Raw genomic sequence first — 23,884 nt, 5'->3', positions numbered from 1 at the left:
ACCTTTTAATCAATTACCAGTCTAAGTCTACACCGTCAGAAAGGTGTAAATCATCTTCTAGTTCTGCTAATTCTGCATCTGAATCAATTTTCTTGCCGCCTTTGGTAAATACATGCAGCTCAGATTTAACTGAATCAGGGCGTTTAATTTTTTCACTAATTTGTAGCGCAACGTTATCGCGAGAACGACCCATTTTAGCTCTAAATGTAGGTAACTCCTCAATAAATACCGTAATATGCTCTGGCATTTCTACCGGTATAATATCGCCCGCTTTAAGTTCCATTATTTGTTTAAGAGACAAATCCACCTCAAGAAGTTGAGTCGACATATCCACCTCAACGTCCATAATTTCATCGCGTAAAGCTTTGCTCCAGCGCAAATCGGTGTCTTCTGTATCCGATTGTACACCCGCATCTAATAGCTCTCTAATGGGTTCAAGCATTGAATACGGCAGAGCGATGTGAAAATCGCCGCCACCGCCATCTAATTCAATATGAAAAGAGCTAATAACCACAACCTCAGTAGGGCTCACAATGTTGGCCATTGCTGGGTTTACTTCTGAATCGAGGTATTCAAACGACACGTCCATAACCGGTGCCCATGCTTCTTTGTAATCTTCAAAGATAATTTTTAGTAGCATTTGCACGATTCTACGTTCGGTAGGGGTAAATTCGCGGCCTTCAATTTTGGCATGGTAACGCCCGTCACCACCAAAAAAGTTATCTACCAAAATAAACACTAAACGTGCTTCCATGGTGATAAGGCCAGTGCCTTTTAGCGGTCTAAAACGCACCATATTTAAACTTGTTGGTACAAATAAGGTATGAATATATTCGCCAAATTTAATCATTTGTACGCCATTAATCGACACCTCTGCGGTGCGGCGCATCATGTTAAATAAGCTTATTCGCATATGACGAGCAAACCGCTCGTTAACAATTTCCAGGGTCGGCATGCGACCACGCACGATCCGATCTTGCGAAGAAAAGTCGTACTGTAATGTACTGCCTTCGCCGTCTTCACCTTCGTGTATATCTTCCTCTTCGACTTCATCAACGCCGTGTAAGAGTGCATCAATTTCGTCTTGGGATAATAAATCGCTCACGCTAGCCCCTTATTGCATCACAAAGCCGGTAAACAATACCCGCTCAATTACTTTAGTGCCTTCAACATCATTTAGCGCAGCTTGCACTTTTTCAAGCGCAGTAAAGCGTAATGTTTCTTTGCCTGCACTGGTGCTGAGTTCATCAGCTGTGGTGGTTGAAAACACGCTTAACAAGGTGCCTTCAATCAGTGGGATGTGCTTTTTAGCGGTTTCTTCATTTACATCGCCACGCACAAGTAATTGCACTTTTATTTGTACAATTCTATCTCTGCTTGACCCAGGTACATTAAACACAAAGGGTCTTGGCATAGCAACATACAAGGCACTGCCCATTTCAGCTGAAGAGCCTGAAGGTGTAGCCGAGTCGCTTTGCGCTGCGGTTGTTGTTTCTTCATCTAATGTTTCAACGGGTGCATCATCGCCCGCCATAAAAAAATAGCCTGCACCACCGCCAACAACAAGCAGTACTGCCACTATGATTATGATCAGCTTTTTTTTGCTTTTACCGGTTTCTTCTATTTCTAAACTTGTTTCTTCGGCCATTGTGATTCCTTTTTTAGCAAAGGTACTTGCTTGTTTTAGTTATTATAATAGCAGTACTTAGGCATAGTAATCTATTGATGATGAAGTTTGTTGTCGAGAACTTTGTGGGTTAGCCCTATCTTGCTCATCATTTTTATCCTGCTGTGTATTTTTATTAGCCGTTTGACCTTGTGATTGCCCTTCGCCTTCATCGCTTTGCTCATTACCAGATTGCCCGTAAGAAATCGTACTTTCACCTAAATCAATTCCCTGCTCGGCTAACATTTCACGTAAGCGCGGCATTGATTGTTCAAGTGCTTCTTTAGCTTGCTGGTTTTGCACCACAAAATTTATTTGTGCTTGTTCAGCATCACTTCTGATACGAATTTGCATACTGCCCATTTCTGGCGGATCTAAGCGAATTTCAGCTTCTTTATTGCTAATGCTTAGCATTGAAGATACACGCTCTTGAAGCATTTTAGCTGCATCACTTTTAACAATATTAATAGCCTGCATCATACTTGCATCTATATTTACCTGCTTAACCTGCGCGGTGCTGCTTTGTAATTGCTGCGACTGTATAGCTTGGCTCTCTAAAATAGACTGCTCATAACGAGCGTTGTCATACTGAGTATTTATTTGTGCCTGCGTGTTATTAACGCCATCGGTTATCAACGTAAACACCTGAGCTACACGCGATAAACCAGTATTTGTTTTAGGCTCTTTAAGTAAGCTTTCCTGCTCAGCCTCTAGGGCGTTGAAGTCATCTGGATTTACACCGTCTTGCTCAATGCTAGAGTGTGCTTCAGCATTAATTATGGCTTTATTTTGCGGTGTATTCGCATTCATTGCAGCATTACTGGCTTGCTGCGCATTTAAAGCCGCATTAGCAGAGCTCGACACACTTTGCGCTTTGCTCTCACTAAGCTGCGTATCAAGCATAGTTTGTAAGTTGCTTATTGTTTCATTTACTTTTTTGAGCGTATCACCTGTTGGTTGCTCGTTACTCACATAGCTTTTTAATTGGCTAAGTAGCGCCTGCTTTTCATCGCTATTTAAGTTTTTTAACTGAGATTGAACTAGCTCACCGCGCGTGCTTGGAACTTTTTCGTTTTGTACGACAAACTCTGTCAGTAATTGTTTAACGGAGCTTGCACGATCATCACTTTCACTTGGCGTGGTTTCAGTAAATGAGCTTTTAACGTGCTCGTTTAATTGTGCACGTTGCGCTTCGCTTAATGAGTTGAGTACTTTAGATGTAGTTGATAGCTCTGATTGCGTAGATGAACGAGTCAGGTCTTTGGCTAATTGCTCTATGTCTGCATCGCTTATAGGCAGCGCACTTTCAGCATTTAATACAGTGCCTGGCGCTTTTGTATTCTCAGCACCTTTACCTTCATTATTTACAGAGGCTGCACTGCTATTAGCTTTATTAATTTGTGTTTGCACCGCTTCTGCTATTGGGTTTTTAGCGGCACTACTTGCTAGGCTCTCATTTTTTAAAGAAGGGGCTAAATTTTCTCCAGCGCTTTGCTTAGCTGCTTTAGTTTCAAGCTCGGCGTTTGTAAACGCGCTTTTTTTGCCGTTGCTATTATTATCAGCTAAAAGAGTATCATCGGCTTTAGTCGTTATGGCATCGGCTTCATCAGTTTCACCTAATTGCGAAGCTAAAAAACTGACACTTTTATCACTCTTTTTAGCACTTAAATCGCTAAAATCATTATCGCTACTGCCATGTTTTTTTACACTTACATCAATCACTTGCGAGGAGTTTATTTGTGCTAAAACGCTATCGCCAGATAATAACGTATCTTGCGTGTCATCACTTGATGAAGCTGTCGGTTTTTTGCTATTGGCTAGCTGCTTATCATCTGTTGGCAACAAAGAGCCTGTTTGGCTAGGAGCCTCAGAATTAGCAGGCGATACAAAGGGTTTGTCTGCATCTTGTAGCTGGCTTAAAAAAGCATCACCAGATTCGTTACCTGCAGGTAAGTTATTGTCTTTAAATGCTAAAAAAGAGTCTTTTTCAGCTGTTGCCAACATTGAAATATCGTTTATTGCCATAATTCACCTACACAGCACTGCGGCAAGTTGCCACCGCACTTTGCCAAAATTAATTACCACCTACCAATAAAGCAATAAACGCGCCAAAGTTATAAACTTTTACGGCGCTGAAAAAATTGATTAGCAGAAAACTCGTCCAGCATTTTTTGCTCACTCTTTGCCATTAACGCCGCTGCTTTTAGGTTTTGTTTTTCAATTAATTTTGCTACGGCTTTTGCTTTTACCTGTTGCTTTAACCACAAAGCTTTACGCTGTGTTACAACTTGCTTAGCGGTATTGACCGTACTGGCTTGCTGGCGAATCGCTTCTTCAATTTTTGCTATAAAGGCATGGTACTGGCCAAAGCCCGCGCTTGATAAACCGGACTTTCCTTTCACATGTAATTGCTGAGAGTATTCTAATCTAAAGTTATTTAACCCTTGCAGCTTTTGTTGGTTAGCTTGTAAATTTTGATTGGCTTGTAAGTAGCTCATGCGCAGATTTTCTTCTTTGTCGTTTTCGAGCTTAAGCAGTAAATCGAGCTTATTTTTTGCCATTATGCTTGTCCTAGTAATTGGGCTAGGCCATGTAAACCATCATCGTAACTTATTACATCGCGCATACCTTGCTGTAAAAACGCATTTACGCGCGGCATCATATTTATAGCTTGATCAAGCATTTGGTCAGCCCCTTTTTGATACGCACCTAAGGTGATCATATCTTTATTTTGCTGATACATTGAATACACTTGTTTTAATACGCGGGCCTGCTGCATATGAGGCTCAGACACAACTTGCGGCATAACACGAGAAATTGATTTTTCGATATCTATCGCGGGGTAATGACCGCTATCGGCTAAGTCACGCGAAAGTACAATATGCCCATCTAAAATAGCACGTGCAGCATCGGCTATTGGGTCTTGCATATCATCGCCCTCACTAAGGACTGTAAAAAACGCAGTGATAGACCCTTGCCCTTCGCCGCCATTACCCGCTCGCTCCACCAGCGCCGGTAATTTAGCAAATACAGAAGGCGGATACCCTTTTGTTGCAGGAGGTTCGCCAACCGCTAGCGCTATTTCGCGTTGCGCCATAGCGTAACGTGTTACTGAATCAAGCAATAACAATACGTTTAAACCTTGATCACGAAAGTACTCAGCAATGGTCACCGCGCTTTCACAGCCTTTTAAGCGCATAAGAGGCGATGCATCAGCAGGAGCAGCTACCACAACAGAGCGTTTGCGCCCTTCTACACCGAGTATCTCTTCAATAAATTCTTTTACCTCACGGCCACGCTCACCCACTAGGCCAACCACAATAACATCGGCTTCACTGCCGCGGGTCATCATACCTAAGAGGACCGATTTACCAACACCAGAGCCTGCAAACAAACCCATACGCTGGCCTTGCCCTACAGTAATAACTGAGTTTATAGCCCGTACACCTACGTCCATAGGTTGGCTGATTGGTCTTCTAGCGAGGGGGTTTATGGGGTTTTGTGCAAACTTTAAATAGTGTTCGGCGTTAATTTTTCCCAGGCCGTCAAGCGGGCGGCCTAAGCCATCCACAACGCGGCCCAGTAGGCTCATACCAACGGGCAAGCCGGTATCATTTACTTGTGGAATAACACGCGCACCGGGTAACACACCGGAAATGTGGTCATTAGGCATTAAGTAAAGGGTTTGCTCACTAAAGCCCACCACCTCAGCATCTACAAACCCTGACATAGTTTCTATTTTGCATTGGCTGCCTACAGGCGCACGTAGCCCTTTCGCCTCAAGGGTTAAACCGACTACTCGGGTTAAAATACCCGCTACAGCAGGTTTAAACGCTGCAATATGTTGTTGGTATTGATTTAAGCGTTCGCTTAGAGGTGCACGTTGAGCTGCCATAACACGCCACAAAAAAGATTAGATACCGCTATTATGCAAAAAGCTATCCAACGTTTCTTTGACACGGGTTTTTAGGGTCATATCTAAAGACGATTGTGGCGTTTTAACTTCGCAACCGCCGCGCTCGAGTGTGGGTTCTGCAATTAGTTGCCAATTATTATCTGCAATAGTTTGCTCACCATAGCTTTGCTTTACCAGTTCTAAGTCATCTGGGTTTAAATGCACACGAACTTTTTCTTGCTCAGTATTTAATGCATCTATGCTTTTTTTAAGCGTATGTAAAATAACATCGGGCGATGTTTTAATTTCTTGATAGGTTATAGCTTCTGCCAGCATAATCGCTAATTGCACTAAGTGCTTTTCTGCCAGTTCGTCCACTTTATCAAGCGGAGCGCTGAGGTTGTCGATTATGCTACGCAAGCTGGTTAACTGCTCTTCTATTAACGGCTTAACGTCTTCTTGGCCTTGTGTTTTACCAAGCTCTACGCCTTCTTTGTAACCTGCTTCTTTGCCCTCACCAACCCCTTTTTCAAAGCCATCTATGTAGCCTTGTTCGTGCCCTTGCTTTAAGCCTTCCTCATAAGCATCTTGCCTAATGCGCTCAAGCTCAGCCATAGTTAACGAAGGCAGTTCAGGCTCTTGCGGCTGAGTGTCTTCTACTGCTTCTTCTTCAACTTCTTTTTTATACAAATCAGAAAGCGGTGTGCCAAAAGCCGTTGAACGATTGCCAAAACTGCGCTCATCAGGAGCAACATCAGGTATTGGCCAGTTTTTTAAAAGCTCATCAGCTTCATCTGCATGTAAAGGGCGACCTTTTAATTTAGACATAGCTTATAGGAACTCCTCGCCACCACCGCCGCCTAACTGAATCTCACCCGAGTCAGATAGACGCCTTGCTGTAGAAAGCACTTCTTTTTGGGCAGCTTCTACTTCACTTATTCTAACTGGTGCCATTGCTTCTAAGTCATCGGCAAGCATTTCGGCTGCACGTTTAGACATATTACCCAAAATTTTATCTTTAAGCGCTTCGTCAGTCCCTTTAATTGCTTTCATTAGTACGTCTTGCTGTACCTCACGCAATATGGCTTGAATACCGCGGTCATCCACATCCATAAGGTTTTCAAACACAAACATAAGATCTTGAATTTGCTGAGACATTTCTTCATCGTGTTCACGAATAGAGTCCATCAACTGCCCTTCTACATTTGTATCTAGGTAGTTCATTATATCTGCCGCGGCTTTTAAGCCACCCATTTTAGCGGCTTGTGCGCCTGCTTGGCCGGCAAATTGTTTTTCCATAATCTCGTTAAGTTCTTGCAATGCTGCAGGTTGCACTTCTTCAAGATTAGCAATACGCATAGTTAAATCTAGGCGCACTTTTTCAGGAAATTGCGCTAGGATTTCTGCAGATTGCTCAGGCTCTAAATACGATAAAACAATAGTTTGAATTTGCGGGTGCTCATTACGAATAATATTGGCAACTTGCTTTGAGTCCATCCATTTAAGTGAATCTAAGCCTTTAGCGCCCGAGCCCATTACAATTTGGTCTATTAAACTTGCTGCTTTATCTTCACCTAATGCGGCGGTTAGCGCCTTTTTAATAAAGTCTTCTGACTGGAAGCCAATTGTACTAAAGCTTTGTATTTGTTCTATAAATAAATTGTGAACTGCGCTTATTTTAGATTGTGACAAGTCATCTAGCGCAGCCATTGCCATACCCACTTTTTGCACTTGCTTAGGCTCTAAGTGTTTAAGTATTTGCGCTGCATCTTCTTCAGATAAGCTCAATAAAAGAATTGCGGCTTTATCTACGCCATCTAACTTGTCAACATCAAACGCTGGCGGGAGTTGTTTTTGTTCTTGATCAGTCATCTTCTGTTAACCACGCTTTCACTACTTGTGATGAGAGTTCAGGTTCGTTCGCTACAAGTGCTCTTACCGCTTTAAGCAAATCTTCGTCGCCATGTAAATCTGGCAGCTGTAGTGTACCATCGCTTGAGAAGCCTACAGAAGCAGAATCAAAGTCTTTATTTAGCATATCTAGCGTGCTATCGCCAATATCAACCCCAGAGCTTAATGCATCTTCATCGTACTCTTCGAGCGTATCATCTGGGTATATTAAGCGTTTAAGCATAGGCTTAACAACTGCCATAATAAGCACAATAATAACCAGCGCACCCAGTACTAAGCGGACGATTTTCATAAACCAGTCCTGCTCCCACAGCGGTACTTCTAAATCTAAATCAACTGCTTCGCGAACAAATGGCACAGTTACCACCTCTAATGCATCGCCGCGTTGCATATCAAAGCCTACCCCACCTTGTAATAGGCGACGTATATTTGACAAAGCCTCTACCGATCGCGGCGCCATGGTTGTTTCGCCGTTTTCACCTACTTTTGGCACATAATCAACGGCAACCGAGACGCTAATTCTGCGAATAACCCCTGTTTGTTGGCGCTTATGCGAAATGGTGGTGTCTAGCTCAAAGTTACGTGTAGCCTCTTTATGCACTCGGCTTGGGTTCGTTGCTGTACCAGCATTGCCTTGACCTGCCACTTCTGGAATAGTTGAATTTATAGGTGGTTGATTAGTGAGTGCCCCAGGAATACCTACCGCTAAGCCACCAATGTTGTTCTCTTCAAATGTGGTTTCGCTTCTTACTGCTGGTAAGTCTGGGTTGTAGCGCTTTTGTGTTTCTTCTACTGAGCTAAAGTCCATATTTAAATCAACTTGCGCCGTGTAGTTACCCAAGCCAACTACAGGAATAAGAATACTGTCTATTTTTTCTAAATACTCTTGCTCACGCTTTCTTTCAATGTCGTACTCTTTACGAGAGCGTGCTGCTAATGAGTCTTGCGAGCCTGAATTAAGTAAGCGGCCGTTTTGATCTGTTACCGTTACACGTGAAGGCTCAAGCCCTTGTACTGCAGAGGCAATCATATCAACCACTGAGTCAATTTCTTCGCCATCAAGCATTCTGCCGCGCTTAAGAGTCAATACCACTGTGGCTGATGGCTTTTTCTCTCTGCGTGCAAATACGTTTTCTTTTGGAATGGCTAATAAAACTTTAGCGCGTGTTACGTTGTTTAATTCTTCTATGGTGCGGGCAAGTTGTTGCTCGCGGCCATGTTTTAAACGTTCACGCTCTAACCGTTGACTAACACCAAAGCCCATATCTTGCATTATGATGTCGGTGCCTGAGGTAGGACCTTGCTCTAGGCCTTCACGGGCCATTAGCAATTTAATGTTTTGATACTCGCTTTCATCAACCGAAATTACGTTGCCATCTAGCTCGTAGTCAATTTTTTGTGCATCTAAAAAATCAAGGGTTTGGATCAGCTCTTCTGTTGGCATTTTACCCAGCGGACGCATGTCTGGCTGACGTGCCCAAATAATCACAAATATGGCAATAGCTAAACAAATAGCCAGCGCAATAATAAGGGTAACTTGGCGAAGCACATCAACACCATTTAAGGCGCTTAAGTAGCCCGACTTTTGTTCTTGTTGCTCGTTATCTTCGCTTTGGTCAATACCGCCGCCAGCAAGAGCAAGATCTGTTGATTGATTAGATTGCGCCACAATAATTCTCCACTACCTACTTAAACAGGCATGTTCATAATTTCTTGGTATGACTCAACAAGTTTATTTCTTACTTGTACTGTAGCCTCAAATGCCACTGACGATTTTTGTGAGGCAATCATTGCCTCAGCAAGCGATACACTTCTATCACCCATTTCAACAGCCACTACTTTTTGTTTGGCATCTTGTTGTAAGCCATTAACCGTGTTTAATGCATCACTTAGTAAGTCACCAAATTGAGCAGACGATGTCGGCTGAGCTTGAGTAGGTAGCTTATTGATTTGATTTGTATGGCCTGCTTCTAAAGCCATTGATTGCATTTCTTGAAATAGCGCGCTGTTTTGAATTTTCATAATTTTCTCTGGCAAATGCAGTTAACGTTCATAAAGGGAATAAAGCACAAAGTGTGCCACAAAAATAAACCTTTAATTACATAAGGTTAACCATTATTTTTGAGAGTCAGAGATTTGACAACCCTAAACTAAGCGTGGTTAGTTTAGGGTTATATAGAAGAAAGGGATAAAGTTATGCGGGCAGCGAAATACCTAAATCGCGCATTTGCGCTAGCTTATAACGTAAAGTACGCGGACTGATCCCAAGTGTTTGTGCAACATCTTTACGTTTGCCTTGGCAGCGCGCTAGGGTTTCTAATATTATTTTATGCTCTTTATCTTTTAGCTCATCTTTATAGCTGCCAGTATCAACACTAGGCAGTGAGCCACTCACCTCTGCAGGCGTTATTTTGTCATCATAATACGCGCCACTGGGAGTGTTCGCTTGTTCAGCCGCTATCTCCTGTGTAGGCGTACTGTTAATTGGCGCTTGCATTAAGTTTTCAATAAAAATAGCCTGTTTGCCAATTACATTGCCCGTTCGCAAAATAAGCGCACGTTGAATTACGTTATCAAGCTCGCGTACATTACCAGGCCATGCATGGCTTAGTAATTTTTGTTCAGCGGCACTATCAAGCGTTGCTAACGGCTCTTTACTTTTAACTAAATGGCGCTCTATTAAATGCTTAGCCAATACTATTATATCGCCTGGGCGCTCACAGAGCGGTCGCCACATTAGGGGAAATACATTTAAGCGATAATATAAGTCTTCTCTAAATTGGTTATCTGCAACGGCTTCTTTTAGGTCGCGGTTACTGGTTGCGAGTACTCTTACGTCGAGTGAAATTGTTTTTCGGGCACCTAAACGCTCAACTTCACGCTCTTGCAATACCCGTAACAGCTTAGCTTGCAGCCCTAAGTCCATTTCGGTTATTTCATCAAGTAATATGGTGCCACCTTGGGCTTGTTCAAATTTACCTGGGCATGCTTGTATTGCACCAGTAAACGCGCCTTTTTCGTAGCCAAATAAAGTGGCTTCAAGCATGTTTTCGGGAATAGCCGCACAGTTTATTGCCACAAAAGGCGCATCGCATCGGTTTGATTTATCGTGAATGTAGCGCGCTAACACTTCTTTACCAGAGCCACTAGGGCCTAGCACCATAACACTTGCATCTGAGCGCGCCACTTTGCTCGCCAGTTCTAAAAGCGCAATACTGCTTGGGTCGGCAACAATTGGGCCGTCAGTGTCTTTTGGTTTTTCGGGTAAATACCGACTAACCATATTTAAAAGCACCTCAGGGGCAAATGGTTTAGCCATATAATCAATTGCGCCTAAGCGCATTGCCTCTACTGCATCATCAATCGTTGCATAGGCAGTCATCATTAATACGGGGAGATCCGGGTAGTTAAGCTTTATGCTTCTGAGCAAATCTAGGCCGCTCATCGCGCCCATTTGCACGTCGCTGACCACTAATGAAAACTCAGATTTTTTTAATTGGATCATGGCTTGCTCAGCACTATCGGCTGCAACACAGGCAATACCCGACATTTCTAACGTGTCTATGAGTGCTTCTCTTAAACCTGCATCATCTTCAACCACTAGTATTGTGTTACTCATGCTGTTTTCTCCTGCGTTGAAGCCGTGCATATAGGCAGCAATAAACTAAAACATGCACCGCCATTGGCATTATTAACCACTTCAACACGTCCTTGATGCGCATTAGCCACAGAGCTTACAACAGCAAGCCCAAGCCCTGTACCTTGGCTTTTTGTGGTATAAAACGGTTCAAAAATTTTCTCTATTTGGCTCAACTCTACACCAGGGCCGTTATCGCATACGCTAATACGCACGGTATCGGGTTCGCTGCTATCGCGCTGCGCTTTTAATGTCACCTGGGCTTGGCTGCCAATAATTTGAATACTATTGTGAATAAGGTTTTGAATAGCACTGGCCAGCGCGGTTTTATTACCGGTAATTTCTATGTCTGGCTCTGGTAGCTCAACAACAAGCGAGCTGTTATTTAAGGCCACCATTGCATCGGCACCTAGTTTTACCTCGTTTAAAAGCTGCTGCATAGAAACCTGTTCAACCACTTGTTGCTCGCCGCTTTTGGCAAAAAGCAGCATATCGTTAACTTGGGTTTCTAAATCTTTTAAACGCGACATTAACTTAGTTTGAAAGTTATCCCGTGATGACTCTGGTAGCTTTTTAGAGCCCAAATTGGCCGCGTATAACATAGCCGCCGAGAGCGGTGTACGCACTTGATGCGCAAGCGATGCCACCATTTTACCTAACGCGCTTAGGCGCTGCATATGGGCTACGCGCTTTTGCAAACGGCGCGTTTCTGTTAAATCTGTCATTAATATTAATTGCCCAGGCTCTGGCGCTAGCGCAGTAATATCAAGCTTTATAAGTCGCCCATCTTTGAGTGACACTTCATGTCCATCATCTTGGTGGGGACGAAAAGAGCGTTGAATAATGTTAAACCACTTCTCTCCTTCGAGCGGCTCGCCTAACATATCAATCGCGATTTGATTGGCTTTTGCAATAAGCCCTTTGCCATCAAGCACAACAACACCCGCAGGCATAGTATCAACTAAGTGCGACAGCCAACTTGCTTGCTGTCTTAAATCACTTAATTCACCAATGTACTCTTCTTGAAGTAAACATGGGTTATACTGTTTTGCAGTAATAAACTGTGGTTTAAGTACACTCGCAAGGGCCATAATCAAATCTCTTAATGATGTAGATATAGGGCTGAATGCACAATTTATACCAATATTATTTTATATATTTTTCATTTAGTTACCTTACAATATCGCGTAACAAAAAAATGACGCACACTAAAAGGAATAATAATGAGTGAGCAAAATAAATGCCGTTGTGCATGGCTCGACGCCACAAAGCCTGATTATGTGAAATACCATGATGAAGAATGGGGAGTCCCCCTTTATGACGACACGAAATTATTTGAATTTATTACTCTCGAGTCGGCGCAAGCGGGCTTAAGTTGGTACACCATTTTAAAAAAGCGCGCAGGCTATAAAAAAGCATTTGCTAATTTTAATGTGCAAAAAGTGGCTAACTTTACAGCCGATGATATAGAACGGCTAATGCAAGATGAGAGCATTGTGCGTAACCGCTTAAAAATTGCTGCCACCGTTAATAATGCTCAGCGGTTTATTGAGATTCAAAAAGAATTTGGCAGCTTTAGTAATTACCAATGGCAATTTGTGGGCAATAAACCAATTATTAGTGATTTAAATAGTGTTGAAGACACCCCTGCAATTACCGAGGAGTCAAAAGCGTTTGCAAAGGATTTAAAAAAACGAGGTTTTAAATTTTTGGGCCCTACAACGGTATACGCACATATGCAGGCCTGTGGCATGGTTAACGATCATAGTAATGATTGTTTTAGAAAAAAAGAAATTATAAAGGCTATGGTTGATAAGTGATTTATCACCATAAAAGTGATCTGTTCATAAAAAGGTGAAGAGACGCTTCGCTTTAGAGAAGTAACGTGTAAGTTAATTGTGGTTTCTCATTTGACCTCGTTTTTTTGGGGTTAAGCAATTAAAAGCTGCGCTTTTTACGCGAGCAAGCTTCGCGTCTACCGCCAAAGTTTAAGTTTGCGTTTACCTTGTAAACGCGAAGCTTGCTTGCGTGACGGGCAAAGCCCGTAAATTAACTCCTCAAAAATGAATAATAAATAACGAAAAGTCTTTCACCATTTGCATACTGCTAATCTCGTGAAAGATTGTACTTTTTCATTTTTTCAACAAGCGTTGTACGCCTTACACCTAATATTTCTGCGGCGCGCGCAACAACGTAATCAAAACGCTCTAACGCTTGGGTAATTAAGCTTATTTCAAGCTCTGCTAAATAATCTTTAAGCTCTATGCCCTCTTCGGGTAATACGCCAGATCCCGGTTGGCTAAATTCAGGCTCTGGTTCATTATCATAATCGCTAAAGCCTGAGCTAAAAATATCGTTAAAGGCATCTTTTTCAAGTAGCTCTTCAGGGTATTCTGGCTCGTATGCGTCTACCTCGATGTAGCGATATTTATTGGGTAAATCGGGTACATCCACTACTTTTTCAGGGAACATAATCACCATGCGCTCCACTAAATTAGCAAGCTCTCGGATATTACCAGGCCAAGCATGTTCTTTGAGGCTCTCAACCGCGCGCTCTGTAAATTTAGCCGACGTACCACTTTGCTCATTAACACGGCGCATTAGCTCTTTAAGTAATAAAGGTATGTCGTCAGCACGTTCATTAAGTGACGGGTTTTCAATAGGAAACACGTTTAAACGGTAATATAAATCTTCCCTAAAGCTGCCCTTTTCAATCATTTCCTCAAGGTTGCGATGAGTAGCGGCAATCACCCGTACATCTGCTTGAATAGCTTTGGTGCCACCTACACGCTCGTAGCTGCGCTCTTGTAATACCCGCAATAGCTTAACTTGCATTTGCAGCGGCATATCGCCAATTTCATCTAAAAATAGCGTACCGCCTTGCGCTAATTCAAAGCGCCCTTTACGTGCAGAAATAGCGCCGGTAAATGCCCCTTTTTCGTGACCGAATAGTTCGCTTTCTAGCAACTCTCCAGGTATGGCACCACAGTTTACTGGTACAAATGGCCCCGTATTGCGTTTAGATAATAAATGGACGTTACGCGCAACCACCTCTTTACCTGTACCCGACTCACCTAAAATAAGCACGTTTGCATCGGTTTTAGCCACCTGCTCAATTAAAAAGCGTACGTTTTTAACAGCATCGGTTTCGCCAACTAAACCATCAAATGTTTTGTGTGGTTTATGCTGCTTGTGGCTACCAGGCAACATACGTTGGTACTGTTGGCAGTCGTGTAATAACTGTGTGGTTACTTCGTGATTAAACGGCTCACAAATTAAGCCCACTACATTAGCAATACTTAATAAGGGCTTGAGTGTTTCACCAATCAGTAAAAAAGGCAGGGTTGGAAAACGCTTAATTAAGCTTTCATGATCTAAGCCTTGCAATGCACCTAAAATAACAATGCATTCTTGTTGTTGATACTTACTAGATACTTGCTCAAAATCACTTTCATCAAGCAACTGCACAGCTTCCCCAATAAAGGTAAGCGATGCATTTAATCCTATTGCACGGTTATTATTATTATCTAAAATCAAGATCATAGTTAGCGAGCCATAATTTCACTAATTTATTATATTAGCTAAATTGTAAGCGAGATCTGAATGGATGCAAGTAATAGCGGCGGTTTTTTGACATAAACGCCAAAAAATAGTCACTTAGCACTAAAATTTAATGCTAAAGAATTAAAGTAAACCTAATATAGATTCGGCTGAACGATTTTCCTGACCACGCAAGGCAATCGATGCTTGCGATAAAATGTCATTAGCTACTTGATCAGACAAAGCTTTTGCATAGTCAGTATCTTCTATTCGGCTTTGGCTCGCAGCAATGCTCTCTCGCTGGTCACCTAAACCTTTTATCGTACTTTCTAAGTTGTTTTAAAAAACGCCTAACTCAGCCCTTTGCGTTAATTTCCTCTGCTGCTTGGTCTAATATCAACGACAACTTGAGATCCTGTTCGACTTGTGGAAAGTGATTGAATATTCATGGCTGCCACCTACAAACCGATTGCTTAATTTATAGCTTAATTTGCCAAATTTTATACTTTGTACCATGGTTTAGATAAATTAACTTGGCATCTGACTTGCTTGTGTATTAGTTAATAGTTAAATTACTGAGAATTTGTGTCAAAATTCTCAATTTGCGTACTTCACTTTTATAAACAACTACGCCAATGATAAATAACTTAGGTAACACTATGTTCGACAATAAAACGATTTTAATTACCGGTGGTACTGGTTCATTCGGCAAAAAATACGTCAAAACGCTACTAGAACGCTATAAACCGAAAAAGATCATCATCTTTTCTCGAGATGAGCTAAAACAGTTTGAAATGCAGCAAGAGTTTGACCAACCGTGCATGCGATACTTCATTGGTGATGTACGCGATAAAGAAAGACTTCGTCGTGCCATGCGTGGCGTAAACTATGTGATTCACGCTGCAGCATTAAAACAAGTACCCGCAGCTGAATATAACCCGATGGAGTGTATCAAAACCAATATAAATGGGGCTGAAAACGTTATTGATGCTGCCCTTGATAATAATGTAGAGAAAGTCATTGCACTGTCGACTGATAAAGCAGCGAACCCAATCAATTTATATGGTGCGACTAAACTTGCATCAGACAAATTATTTGTTGCTGCCAACAATATTGCAGGCGGCCATAAAACAACTTTTGCTGTAGTAAGATACGGTAACGTAGTGTGTTCTCGAGGCTCGGTCGTCCCTATATTTCAAAAGTTTATCGACCAAGGTCGCGACCACATCCCAATTACTCACGAAGAAATGACGCGCTTTTGGATAAGCCTACAGCAAGGTGTTGATTTTGTTTTGACTAACTTTGAACGAATGTTAGGCGGCGAAATTTTTGTACCCAAAATCCCTTCAATTCGCATTGTTGATCTTGCCAAAGCCATGGCCCCTGACTTACCAATTAAGATTATCGGTATTCGCCCAGGTGAAAAGTTACATGAGGTCATGTGCCCTGCCGACTTATGCTTTGAAACTTACGAATATAACGATCATTTTGTTATCGCACCAGGCATCAAGTTTAGCAGCCGCAGTAATGACTTTACTGTGAATGCCCTTGGCGAAAAAGGTGAAAAAGTAGCGCAAGGTTTTGAATATAACTCGCTAGATAACACTGATTATATGAGTATTGAAGAAATCAAAAACTTCAATATCCAAGCGTTGCTGTGAAAACTATTATGACAAACAAGGTAATTCCTTACGGCAAGCAAAGTATTTCACAAAGTGACATTGATGCGGTTGTTGATGTATTAAAATCTGACTGGTTAACACAGGGGCCTGCGGTCCCGGCATTTGAAAGTGCAATTACAGAGTATTGTGGTGCTGACTATGGCTGTGCCACTAACAGCGCTACTTCAGCTTTACATGTAGCTTGCCTTGCTTTAGGTGTAGGTAAAAGTGATATCGTATGGACGTCGCCAATCTCCTTTGTCGCATCGAGTAACTGCGCACTCTATTGTGGCGCAGAAGTTGACTTTGTTGATATCGACCTTGAAACAGGCAATATGTCTGTTGGTGCCCTTAAAGAAAAACTAGTAATCGCCAAACAAAACAAGCGACTCCCTAAAGTCGTGATACCTGTTCATTTAGCTGGTCAATCATGCGATATGGAAACAATCAATGAACTTGCCGAAAAGTATGGTTTTAAGGTTATTGAAGATGCCTCGCATGCTATTGGCGCAAAGTATAAAGGCCAGCCTGTAGGCAGCTGTGTTTATTCAGATATTACTGTGTTTAGCTTTCATCCAGTCAAGATAATTACCTCAGCTGAAGGGGGCATGGCGGTTACCAACTGCGCTGAGCTTAACAAAAAAATGAGCCGCTTGCGAAGCCATGGTATTACTAATGATCCAAAAGAAATGACCGAGCCAAGTCACGGCCCTTGGTATTATCAACAGTTAGAGCTTGGTTTTAATTATAGAATGACTGACATGCAAGCCGCTTTGGGGTCGAGTCAGTTAAAGCAGCTAGATAATTTTGTATCTGCCCGTAACGATATTGCAAAAACATATAATCTTGCGTTTGCAAATTCAACGGTCTCTCACTTAACACAATCTGATGATTGTTACTCTAGCTACCATTTATATATTGTTCGTTTAACGAAGTGTAACGTAGAAAAACACAAGTTAGTCATTACCGGTATGCGTGAGCAAGGAATTATTGCTCACTTACATTATATACCGATCCATTTACAGCCTTACTATCAGGCTTTAGGCTTTTCGGAAGGCGACTACCCTAATGCTGAAACCTACTACAAACAGGCTGTTACTATTCCACTGCATCCTGCTATAACAGCAGACGAGCAGCAATTTGTTATCAATACATTGACTGGTTTAGTATGAAGCTCGCTTTAGGCACAGTGCAATTTGGCTTGGACTACGGTATTAGTAACTCCAAAGGAGTTGTTTCCAATAAAACAGCCTCTCGATTACTTGAGCAAGCAGAGCTAATGTCAATTAATATATTAGATACCGCTGCAATGTATGGCAAAAGTGAAGAAGTTTTAGGTCAACTCACTAATAAGCGTTTCAAAATTGTTACAAAACTCGCAATTGACACAGGTTCAATTATTAATGTAAGCCAATCACTTAAGGAATCTCTTAGCAAACTGCAAAGGCCATCTATTTATGGGTTGCTATTACACAATGCTGACGTGCTAAAAAGTTCACTAGCTGACGAAATAACCTTTCAACTCGCTGAATTAAAAGCTCAAGAGTTAGTACAAAAAATTGGAATGTCACTTTACTTTCCAGAACAAATAAAGCTATTTGAAATACTTAAACCGGATATAATTCAAATACCTTTAAATGTATTAGACCAGCGTTTTTTACAAGATGGTTTATTAACCAAAATGAAAGAGCAAGGTATTGAAATTCACGTACGTTCCGCATTTTTGCAAGGATTGCTGCTAATGTCGCCAAAGTCACGTAGTGACTATTTTTCGCAATTCAACGAACTAAATGCTTTCGACAAATTTGTCAATTCAGTATCTTACTCTAGGCTCGAAATTTGCTTAGATTTTCTAAAATCAATTGATGAAATTGATCGGGTTGTTGTTGGTTGTTGTTCGGCATCAGAATTAGCACAAATAAACAAGGCTTGGCACACCAAAGTTAATGTCAGTTACCGCCAATTAGCTTGCACCAATAACTCGCTCATTATACCAAGTAATTGGCCACACCACTAAAATAGAGGAAGTATGATAGGTATTATTGTTCAAGCTCGAATGAGTTCAACACGATTGCCGGGAAAAGTATTACTGCCCATTAATGGCGTACCCATGCTAGAGATTCAACTTAAGCGCCTTATGCAGACAAAAGTTGTAGACAAAGTTGTTGTGGCGACGTCAAATGAAGCGCTAGATAGCCCGATCGAGACATTATGCCAAAGACTTAATATAGAATGCTACCGTGGCGATTTAAATGATATTCTGGCACGATTTTATCATTGCGCTAAAACGCTTAATTTTTCTCATATTGTACGCATATGTGGAGATTGCCCACTGATTGACCCCGTGTTAATTGACCAAATAGTTAGCACATATATTAAAAACAACGCAGACTATACTAGCAACTGTGTTACAAGGTGCTTCCCTGATGGGCAAGATGTCGAAGTGTTTAGCTTTAATGTGTTAGAAACCGCTTATGAGAAAGCAAAAAAGCCTTCAGAGCGTGAACACGTAACACCTTTTATTCGCGACTCTAATTTGTTTTCATTGGAAGATTTCACCATAGATCAAGATTATTCTGCATTTCGAATTAGCGTAGACTATCCCCAAGACTTTGAGGTAATTTCAGCAATCTATGGTCATTTCGATGGGCAACAATTTGGTTATCAACAAATCGTTGAGTATTTACAATCACACCCGCAAGTTAATGCGCTCAATGCCGATATAGAGTTAAATGAAGGCTACAAATTGTCGCTGCTACAAGACAAAGAACAAGGTTTCTAATTAATGACTATCAGCTTTTCTGAATCACTAAATTGGTATGAAAAGACGCAAAACGTCATACCACTAGCAAGCCAAACCTTTAGTAAAAGTAAAATGGCTTTGCCTTTTAAAGCTGCACCACTTTTTATTAAGTATGGTAAAGGCGCTCAGGTTACCGACCTCGATAACAATATTTATACCGACTACATTAATGGCTTGCTCTGCGTTAGCTTGGGCTACCAAGACCAAGAAGTTGATGATGCAATCAAAGCACAACTTTTATCAGGCATAAGTTTTTCACTTCCCCATACTTTAGAAGCTGAAGTGGCAGAGCTCTTAGTTGACCTTATTCCCTGTGCTGAAATGGTTCGCTTCGCTAAAAATGGCAGTGATGTTACCAGTGCTGCCGTGCGTCTAGCACGAGCTTATACAGGACGAGAACACATTGCTGTGTGTGGTTACCATGGTTGGCAAGACTGGTATATAGGTTCGACCACACGTGATATGGGTGTGCCTGAAGCCACTAAAAAGCTAACTCATGGCTTCACTTACAACGATATCTCTTCACTAGAAGCGCTCATTGAAAATCACCCAGACGAACTTGCAGCAGTCATTATGGAGCCACTTAATATAGCGCCTCCTGAAGACGGTTTTTTAGAGAAAGTACGAGAACTATGCTCTCGTAATGGCATCGTGCTTGTTTTTGATGAAATCATCACAGGGTTTAGATATCACTTAGGTGGCGCTCAAAGCTACTTTGGTGTAACACCCGATTTAGCAACCTTTGGTAAGGGGATGGCTAACGGTATGCCGCTATCTGCAATCGTTGGTAAACGTGAAGTTATGTTGTTAATGAATGATATCTTTTTTTCAGGAACTTTTGGGGGCGAAACTTTATCTCTTGCAGCAGCTAAAGCAACTATCGAAAAGATGAAGAAAATTGAATTCAGTCAATATATTTGGACGTTAGGTAATTACTTAGTAGAGCAATATCAAAAATATTGCTCAGAGTTTACAATGTTTGAATTAAAAGGACTCGCCCCTTGGACATTTTTAAAAATTACCAACGACAGAGTTAACTCTGCAGACACAATTAAATCTTGGTTGATTCAAGAGCTCTGCAAACGCGGTGTTTTATTTATAGGGACACACAACCTTTCCTACGCGCATAGTTTTGAAAACATAGATCAACTTATAATGCATTATCAGGAATTATTTACTCAATTAAATGATTTGGATAAACAAGGTAATTTAGCTGCGCATCTTGATGGTAAACAAATAGAGAATGTCTTTAAGGTCAGATAACACTATGAAAATTGGTGAAAGAGAAATATCAAACAACACGCCTCCTTACATCATAGCGGAAATGTCAGGGAATCATAATGGCGACATAAATAGGGCATTAAAGTTAATCGATGCAGCAGCTGAAGCAGGTGCAGATGCAGTTAAATTACAAACATATACCGCGGATACACTAACGTTAAACTCTAATAAAAAAGATTTTTGTATATCTGAAGGGTTATGGCAAGGTAAGAGCCTCTATCAATTATACGATTGGGCACATACTCCTTGGCAGTGGCACCAAGCACTATTTGAACGAGCAAATAAGCTAGGAATTGATATTTTTAGTTCACCATTCGATGAAACTGCTGTTGATTTTTTAACTCAATTTGACCCACCTGCATACAAAATTGCTTCATTTGAGTTAATTGATCATGAGCTAGTTAAAAAAGTTGCTGAAACAAAAAAGCCAATGATTATGTCTACCGGTATGGCAAATATTCAAGAAATTGAAGAGGCGCTTGCTGTTGCCTTAAATTATGGTAACGGTCAAGTAACACTGCTTCATTGCGTGAGTGGTTACCCTACCCCGATTGAGCAAACTAATTTAGCAACAATAAAAGCGCTTGCAGAAAAGTTTGACCTCCCAATTGGCTTATCAGACCACACGTTGGGTAATACAACCGCTATTGCATCAGTAGCTTTAGGTGCAACAGTTATCGAAAAGCACTTTACGTTAGCACGAGCAGACGGGGGGCCAGACGCAGCATTTTCTTTAGAGCCCGAAGAACTAAAAGCTTTATGTAAGGATGTTCGTGACGCTTGGCATGCGATTGGTAAACCAAATTTTACCCTAGCGCAATCAGAACAACCTAACCTTATATTTCGACGCTCGCTATACATCAGCAAAGATATAAAGAAAGGAGAAGTGTTCTCCAAAGACAATGTTCGCTGCATTCGACCGGGCTATGGACTTGCTCCAAAACACCTAGATGTTGTTTTAGGTTTGGAAGCTACAATGGATATAGAAGCCGCTACAGCATTGACATGGGATATGGTCAATAGGCAGACGACAAATATATAAGTTATTATATCATGGTTTAAGTTTGTCTTAGGCCCATTCAACCTGTACTTCAGCCAATCGACAAAGGTATTCAGATTACTTTCAGGTTTTGTGGCTCTGTTGTTAGCAAAGCTTATTCATATTGAATCAAGCCTTGATACCATAGACCTATTTAAGCACTTTATAGAAAAGACTGACTGTTCTCTATATTAAGGTTGAGCGGTAATATAATTAAGCTCAGTCTAATTTCATTTAATGGCGATATAAAATTAAAATTTAATTATTGTTCTAAAACAGGATCCAATTATGAAACCAGATAGCTTTATAGCTAATAGAACCAGCTTCGCGGAAGATATTGGCCAACCGAACCTTTACGATATGATCGTTCACTATGCTTTGTATGCAGGCGTACATACAATAGCAAATAAACTTTGGACTTTGGACTTTTGAATTACTGAAAAGTACTCAAGGAGTTCCTGGAGACATCATAGAGTTTGGCTGTTGGAAAGGTGCAAACTTAATGTTTTTAGCGAAAATGAGCTCTCTCTTAGAACCATATGCGCCAAAAACAATAATTGGGTTCGACAATTTTTCAGGCTTACCGACAGGTGTAAAAGAAGACGGAGAGTTCGCTAACACGCAAACAGGCAAGTACTGCGGTGATGAGCAGACACTAAAAAAAGCGATTTCATTATTCGAACTGGAAGACAAGGTAAAACTTATCCCTGGCGATGCGCTAGTCACTATTCCCGAATACGAAAAAGAAAATCCACACTCTTTAATTTCTTTCGCTTACTTAGATTTTGATTTATACGAGCCAACTCGTGCTGCATTAAAGTTACTCTCGGATTCAATTAGTATTGGTGGTGTAATTGTTTTTGATGAAGCATGTACTAAAGAGTGGCCTGGAGAAACGTTAGCAATGAAAGAGTTTTTAAAAGAAACAAACAAAAAGTTTGAAATGCTTAGTAACCCCTTAAGCACACAACCTACCGTTGCAATCAGACGAGTGGCTTAAAAGATGATCGTTACTCACCTGCAAAGCTCAACACAAATTGTTGAGATGGGAGAAATCCGAGTTTTAACCGATCCATGGCTAACTGAAGGTGAATATTACGGCAGTTGGTATCATTACCCGCCATTTGCTGAGTCTGAATTAAGCTTACTCCAATACGATTATATCTATGTATCTCATATCCATCCAGACCATTTGAGTGAAGCGACATTAAACAAATTACCTTATAAAAAACCTATACTTATTCACAAATACAGTTCCCCGTTCTTAAAACGTAAATTGGAATTATTGGGTTTTGAGGTCATTGAGTTGAACAACACCACACCCTATAAATTTAAGAATGGTAGTCAATTAACTATTTATGCCGCTGATAATTGTAATCCAGAGCTCTGCTCAAAATTTTTGGGGTGTGGACATATTGAAACTAAATTTGGCAGCACTCAAATTGATTCCCTAGCACTGTTTTCACATGGAGGTAAACATTTACTTAATTTAAATGATTGTCCTTATGAATTAGCTAGCCATACAATTTTAAAGAATGGTCTTGATCAACTGGATATTGACCTCTTAATGGTCGGCTATGCTGGTGCAGGCCCTTATCCACAATGTTTTCAGTTTGACTAAATCGAGCTAAAAAACAATGCTGCAAAGGCTAAACAAATACAATTTTTGCATCAAGCGCTAAACTTCATTGAACTTGTTAAACCTAAAGCCTTTGCACCATTTGCCGGTACTTATGTATTAGGCTCCCGTTATGCCCAAATGAATGAGTATCGTGGCGTGCCAAGCCTAGAAGATGCCATTTGCTATTTAGAGGCCAACACCCCTAGCAACTCTAAGGGTCTACTTTTAAATCAGCATGATAAATACGATTTAACTATTCAGCAGTTAATAAAAAGCACCAAGGCAGTACCAACATTAAAGCAGTATATGAACCACATTACCAAACAGCCTCTCGCCTATGATAATGATGTCTGGGATGATAACGAGCTTGAGGACTTAATGTTAAACTCCTATTTGCGCTTTAAATCCAAAGCTGATGAAATTAACTACTCGTCGACCACTTATTTAGTGATCGAAAGTGAGAAAGTATGTTTTACTATGTCTCTTGATAAAAAGCCCACCCAAACATTCAAAGACTCTCAGGTGCCGCAGCCATATGTTCGATTAACGGTAGAGCATAACTTGCTTCACCGTCTACTTCGCGGTCCAAAATATGCGCATTGGAACAATGCTGAAATCGGTTCACACATTCAATATGAGCGAAAGCCCAATACGTTTGAGCGTGCTCTCTACCATTGCCTTTGTTTCTTCCACCAATAAATAGAAGTCATTCAATTAATCTCTCTTGGCTTTGCCATAGGTTAAAAAGTGTTGTGGTCAATTAATCTCGGCCACAATCTAATTTTTTTACCTATCCGTTTCTATTTGGGGAAGTTCACAATAGCCATATA

23 protein-coding genes are annotated in these 23,884 nt (G+C 41.1%); 10 read left to right on the top strand and 13 right to left on the bottom strand.

Features of this window, described 5'->3' with window-relative positions:
- Window positions 1-13: 13 nt before the first annotated feature.
- The 11 genes from fliM to AN395_RS10655 form a co-directional block, all read right to left on the bottom strand.
- Window positions 14-1,105: a flagellar motor switch protein FliM gene (gene fliM, locus AN395_RS10705; protein ID WP_054983000.1), complete on the bottom strand. Its 1,092-nt coding sequence runs from the start codon at window positions 1,103-1,105 to the stop codon at window positions 14-16.
- 9 nt (window positions 1,106-1,114) lie between these two features.
- Complete coding sequence (gene fliL / locus AN395_RS10700; protein ID WP_004588296.1) at window positions 1,115-1,648, bottom strand: flagellar basal body-associated protein FliL; 534 nt, start codon at window positions 1,646-1,648, stop codon at window positions 1,115-1,117.
- A gap of 57 nt (window positions 1,649-1,705) precedes the next feature.
- Window positions 1,706-3,691: a flagellar hook-length control protein FliK gene (locus tag AN395_RS10695; protein WP_054982999.1), complete on the bottom strand. Its 1,986-nt coding sequence runs from the start codon at window positions 3,689-3,691 to the stop codon at window positions 1,706-1,708.
- A gap of 89 nt (window positions 3,692-3,780) precedes the next feature.
- Window positions 3,781-4,227 (bottom strand): flagellar export protein FliJ, encoded by a 447-nt coding sequence (gene fliJ / locus AN395_RS10690; protein ID WP_004588294.1) that lies wholly within the window; start codon window positions 4,225-4,227, stop codon window positions 3,781-3,783.
- Complete coding sequence (gene fliI / locus AN395_RS10685) at window positions 4,227-5,561, bottom strand: flagellar protein export ATPase FliI (protein WP_054982998.1); 1,335 nt, start codon at window positions 5,559-5,561, stop codon at window positions 4,227-4,229. Before fliI ends, fliJ begins: the two co-directional genes overlap by 1 nt.
- A gap of 18 nt (window positions 5,562-5,579) precedes the next feature.
- Entirely contained in the window at window positions 5,580-6,389 is an 810-nt protein-coding gene (gene fliH, locus AN395_RS10680; RefSeq protein ID WP_024032320.1) for a flagellar assembly protein FliH, read from the bottom strand.
- A gap of 3 nt (window positions 6,390-6,392) precedes the next feature.
- The gene (fliG, locus tag AN395_RS10675) at window positions 6,393-7,433 is read right to left on the bottom strand and encodes a flagellar motor switch protein FliG (protein ID WP_004588291.1); all 1,041 of its coding nucleotides are present in this window, start codon (window positions 7,431-7,433) and stop codon (window positions 6,393-6,395) included.
- Complete coding sequence (fliF, locus tag AN395_RS10670; RefSeq protein WP_054982997.1) at window positions 7,426-9,141, bottom strand: flagellar basal-body MS-ring/collar protein FliF; 1,716 nt, start codon at window positions 9,139-9,141, stop codon at window positions 7,426-7,428. Before fliF ends, fliG begins: the two co-directional genes overlap by 8 nt.
- A 20-nt stretch (window positions 9,142-9,161) precedes the next feature.
- Entirely contained in the window at window positions 9,162-9,494 is a 333-nt protein-coding gene (gene fliE, locus AN395_RS10665; RefSeq protein WP_004588289.1) for a flagellar hook-basal body complex protein FliE, read from the bottom strand.
- A gap of 172 nt (window positions 9,495-9,666) precedes the next feature.
- Window positions 9,667-11,091 carry a sigma-54 dependent transcriptional regulator gene (locus AN395_RS10660; protein ID WP_054982996.1) on the bottom strand — a complete coding sequence of 475 codons (1,425 nt, stop codon included), beginning with the start codon at window positions 11,089-11,091 and terminating at the stop codon, window positions 9,667-9,669.
- Window positions 11,088-12,200 (bottom strand): PAS domain-containing sensor histidine kinase, encoded by a 1,113-nt coding sequence (locus AN395_RS10655; RefSeq protein ID WP_024032324.1) that lies wholly within the window; start codon window positions 12,198-12,200, stop codon window positions 11,088-11,090. Before AN395_RS10655 ends, AN395_RS10660 begins: the two co-directional genes overlap by 4 nt.
- 132 nt (window positions 12,201-12,332) lie before the next feature.
- Here AN395_RS10655 and AN395_RS10650 point away from each other — a divergent pair, with 132 nt between their 5' ends.
- Window positions 12,333-12,929 (top strand): DNA-3-methyladenine glycosylase I, encoded by a 597-nt coding sequence (locus tag AN395_RS10650; RefSeq protein WP_054982995.1) that lies wholly within the window; start codon window positions 12,333-12,335, stop codon window positions 12,927-12,929.
- A 286-nt stretch (window positions 12,930-13,215) separates the two neighbouring features.
- Here the strand turns inward: AN395_RS10650 and AN395_RS10645 are convergent, their stop codons facing one another.
- Together AN395_RS10645 and AN395_RS19625 are read right to left on the bottom strand one after the other, a co-directional pair.
- On the bottom strand, window positions 13,216-14,652 hold the full coding sequence (locus tag AN395_RS10645) for a sigma-54 dependent transcriptional regulator (RefSeq protein ID WP_054982994.1): 1,437 nt from the start codon (window positions 14,650-14,652) through the stop codon (window positions 13,216-13,218).
- Between the two features lie 141 nt (window positions 14,653-14,793).
- Window positions 14,794-14,940 carry a flagellin gene (locus tag AN395_RS19625; protein ID WP_235576571.1) on the bottom strand — a complete coding sequence of 49 codons (147 nt, stop codon included), beginning with the start codon at window positions 14,938-14,940 and terminating at the stop codon, window positions 14,794-14,796.
- Between the two features lie 368 nt (window positions 14,941-15,308).
- On the opposite strand from AN395_RS19625, the gene pseB reads away from it, so the two are divergent.
- From pseB to AN395_RS10600, 9 genes are all read left to right on the top strand, one after another.
- Complete coding sequence (gene pseB, locus AN395_RS10640; RefSeq protein WP_054982993.1) at window positions 15,309-16,310, top strand: UDP-N-acetylglucosamine 4,6-dehydratase (inverting); 1,002 nt, start codon at window positions 15,309-15,311, stop codon at window positions 16,308-16,310.
- An 8-nt stretch (window positions 16,311-16,318) separates the two neighbouring features.
- Window positions 16,319-17,482 (top strand): UDP-4-amino-4,6-dideoxy-N-acetyl-beta-L-altrosamine transaminase, encoded by a 1,164-nt coding sequence (gene pseC / locus AN395_RS10635; protein WP_054983065.1) that lies wholly within the window; start codon window positions 16,319-16,321, stop codon window positions 17,480-17,482.
- Window positions 17,479-18,327 carry an aldo/keto reductase gene (locus tag AN395_RS10630; protein ID WP_054982992.1) on the top strand — a complete coding sequence of 283 codons (849 nt, stop codon included), beginning with the start codon at window positions 17,479-17,481 and terminating at the stop codon, window positions 18,325-18,327. Before pseC ends, AN395_RS10630 begins: the two co-directional genes overlap by 4 nt.
- Before the next feature lie 12 nt (window positions 18,328-18,339).
- On the top strand, window positions 18,340-19,092 hold the full coding sequence (locus AN395_RS10625) for a cytidylyltransferase domain-containing protein (protein WP_054982991.1): 753 nt from the start codon (window positions 18,340-18,342) through the stop codon (window positions 19,090-19,092).
- A gap of 3 nt (window positions 19,093-19,095) precedes the next feature.
- Window positions 19,096-20,376, top strand: a complete 1,281-nt coding sequence (locus tag AN395_RS10620; protein WP_054982990.1) for an aminotransferase class III-fold pyridoxal phosphate-dependent enzyme — start codon at window positions 19,096-19,098, stop codon at window positions 20,374-20,376.
- A gap of 4 nt (window positions 20,377-20,380) precedes the next feature.
- Window positions 20,381-21,436 carry a pseudaminic acid synthase gene (gene pseI, locus AN395_RS10615; protein WP_054982989.1) on the top strand — a complete coding sequence of 352 codons (1,056 nt, stop codon included), beginning with the start codon at window positions 20,381-20,383 and terminating at the stop codon, window positions 21,434-21,436.
- Between the two features lie 403 nt (window positions 21,437-21,839).
- Complete coding sequence (locus AN395_RS10610; RefSeq protein ID WP_095206645.1) at window positions 21,840-22,433, top strand: TylF/MycF/NovP-related O-methyltransferase; 594 nt, start codon at window positions 21,840-21,842, stop codon at window positions 22,431-22,433.
- A 3-nt stretch (window positions 22,434-22,436) separates the two neighbouring features.
- A complete protein-coding gene (locus AN395_RS10605; RefSeq protein ID WP_054982987.1) occupies window positions 22,437-23,054 on the top strand; it encodes an MBL fold metallo-hydrolase in 618 nt (205 codons plus the stop codon).
- Window positions 23,055-23,099: 45 nt separating this feature from the next.
- Window positions 23,100-23,753: a hypothetical protein gene (locus AN395_RS10600; RefSeq protein WP_054982986.1), complete on the top strand. Its 654-nt coding sequence runs from the start codon at window positions 23,100-23,102 to the stop codon at window positions 23,751-23,753.
- The last annotated feature ends 131 nt before the right edge of the window (window positions 23,754-23,884 follow it).

This window comes from Pseudoalteromonas sp. P1-30, assembly GCF_001400005.1.
GTDB lineage: Bacteria > Pseudomonadota > Gammaproteobacteria > Enterobacterales > Alteromonadaceae > Pseudoalteromonas > Pseudoalteromonas atlantica.
The sequence above is the reverse complement of the archived record's forward strand: the minus strand, read 5'-3'. Positions and strand labels throughout refer to the sequence as shown.

What these genes read in the sequence shown, in the direction of transcription:
- AN395_RS10605 (WP_054982987.1), top strand. Translation starts at nt 22,437, where the DNA reads ATGATCGTTACTCACCTGCAAAGCTCAACACAAATTGTTGAGATGGGA.
- AN395_RS10655 (WP_024032324.1), bottom strand. Translation starts at nt 12,200, where the DNA reads ATGGCCCTTGCGAGTGTACTTAAACCACAGTTTATTACTGCAAAACAG.
- pseI (WP_054982989.1), top strand. Translation starts at nt 20,381, where the DNA reads ATGAAAATTGGTGAAAGAGAAATATCAAACAACACGCCTCCTTACATC.
- AN395_RS10625 (WP_054982991.1), top strand. Translation starts at nt 18,340, where the DNA reads ATGATAGGTATTATTGTTCAAGCTCGAATGAGTTCAACACGATTGCCG.
- AN395_RS10660 (WP_054982996.1), bottom strand. Translation starts at nt 11,091, where the DNA reads ATGAGTAACACAATACTAGTGGTTGAAGATGATGCAGGTTTAAGAGAA.
- AN395_RS10645 (WP_054982994.1), bottom strand. Translation starts at nt 14,652, where the DNA reads ATGATCTTGATTTTAGATAATAATAATAACCGTGCAATAGGATTAAAT.
- fliI (WP_054982998.1), bottom strand. Translation starts at nt 5,561, where the DNA reads ATGGCAGCTCAACGTGCACCTCTAAGCGAACGCTTAAATCAATACCAA.
- fliL (WP_004588296.1), bottom strand. Translation starts at nt 1,648, where the DNA reads ATGGCCGAAGAAACAAGTTTAGAAATAGAAGAAACCGGTAAAAGCAAA.
- AN395_RS10695 (WP_054982999.1), bottom strand. Translation starts at nt 3,691, where the DNA reads ATGGCAATAAACGATATTTCAATGTTGGCAACAGCTGAAAAAGACTCT.
- fliE (WP_004588289.1), bottom strand. Translation starts at nt 9,494, where the DNA reads ATGAAAATTCAAAACAGCGCGCTATTTCAAGAAATGCAATCAATGGCT.
- AN395_RS10650 (WP_054982995.1), top strand. Translation starts at nt 12,333, where the DNA reads ATGAGTGAGCAAAATAAATGCCGTTGTGCATGGCTCGACGCCACAAAG.
- pseC (WP_054983065.1), top strand. Translation starts at nt 16,319, where the DNA reads ATGACAAACAAGGTAATTCCTTACGGCAAGCAAAGTATTTCACAAAGT.
- AN395_RS10630 (WP_054982992.1), top strand. Translation starts at nt 17,479, where the DNA reads ATGAAGCTCGCTTTAGGCACAGTGCAATTTGGCTTGGACTACGGTATT.
- AN395_RS10620 (WP_054982990.1), top strand. Translation starts at nt 19,096, where the DNA reads ATGACTATCAGCTTTTCTGAATCACTAAATTGGTATGAAAAGACGCAA.
- fliG (WP_004588291.1), bottom strand. Translation starts at nt 7,433, where the DNA reads ATGACTGATCAAGAACAAAAACAACTCCCGCCAGCGTTTGATGTTGAC.
- pseB (WP_054982993.1), top strand. Translation starts at nt 15,309, where the DNA reads ATGTTCGACAATAAAACGATTTTAATTACCGGTGGTACTGGTTCATTC.
- fliJ (WP_004588294.1), bottom strand. Translation starts at nt 4,227, where the DNA reads ATGGCAAAAAATAAGCTCGATTTACTGCTTAAGCTCGAAAACGACAAA.
- fliH (WP_024032320.1), bottom strand. Translation starts at nt 6,389, where the DNA reads ATGTCTAAATTAAAAGGTCGCCCTTTACATGCAGATGAAGCTGATGAG.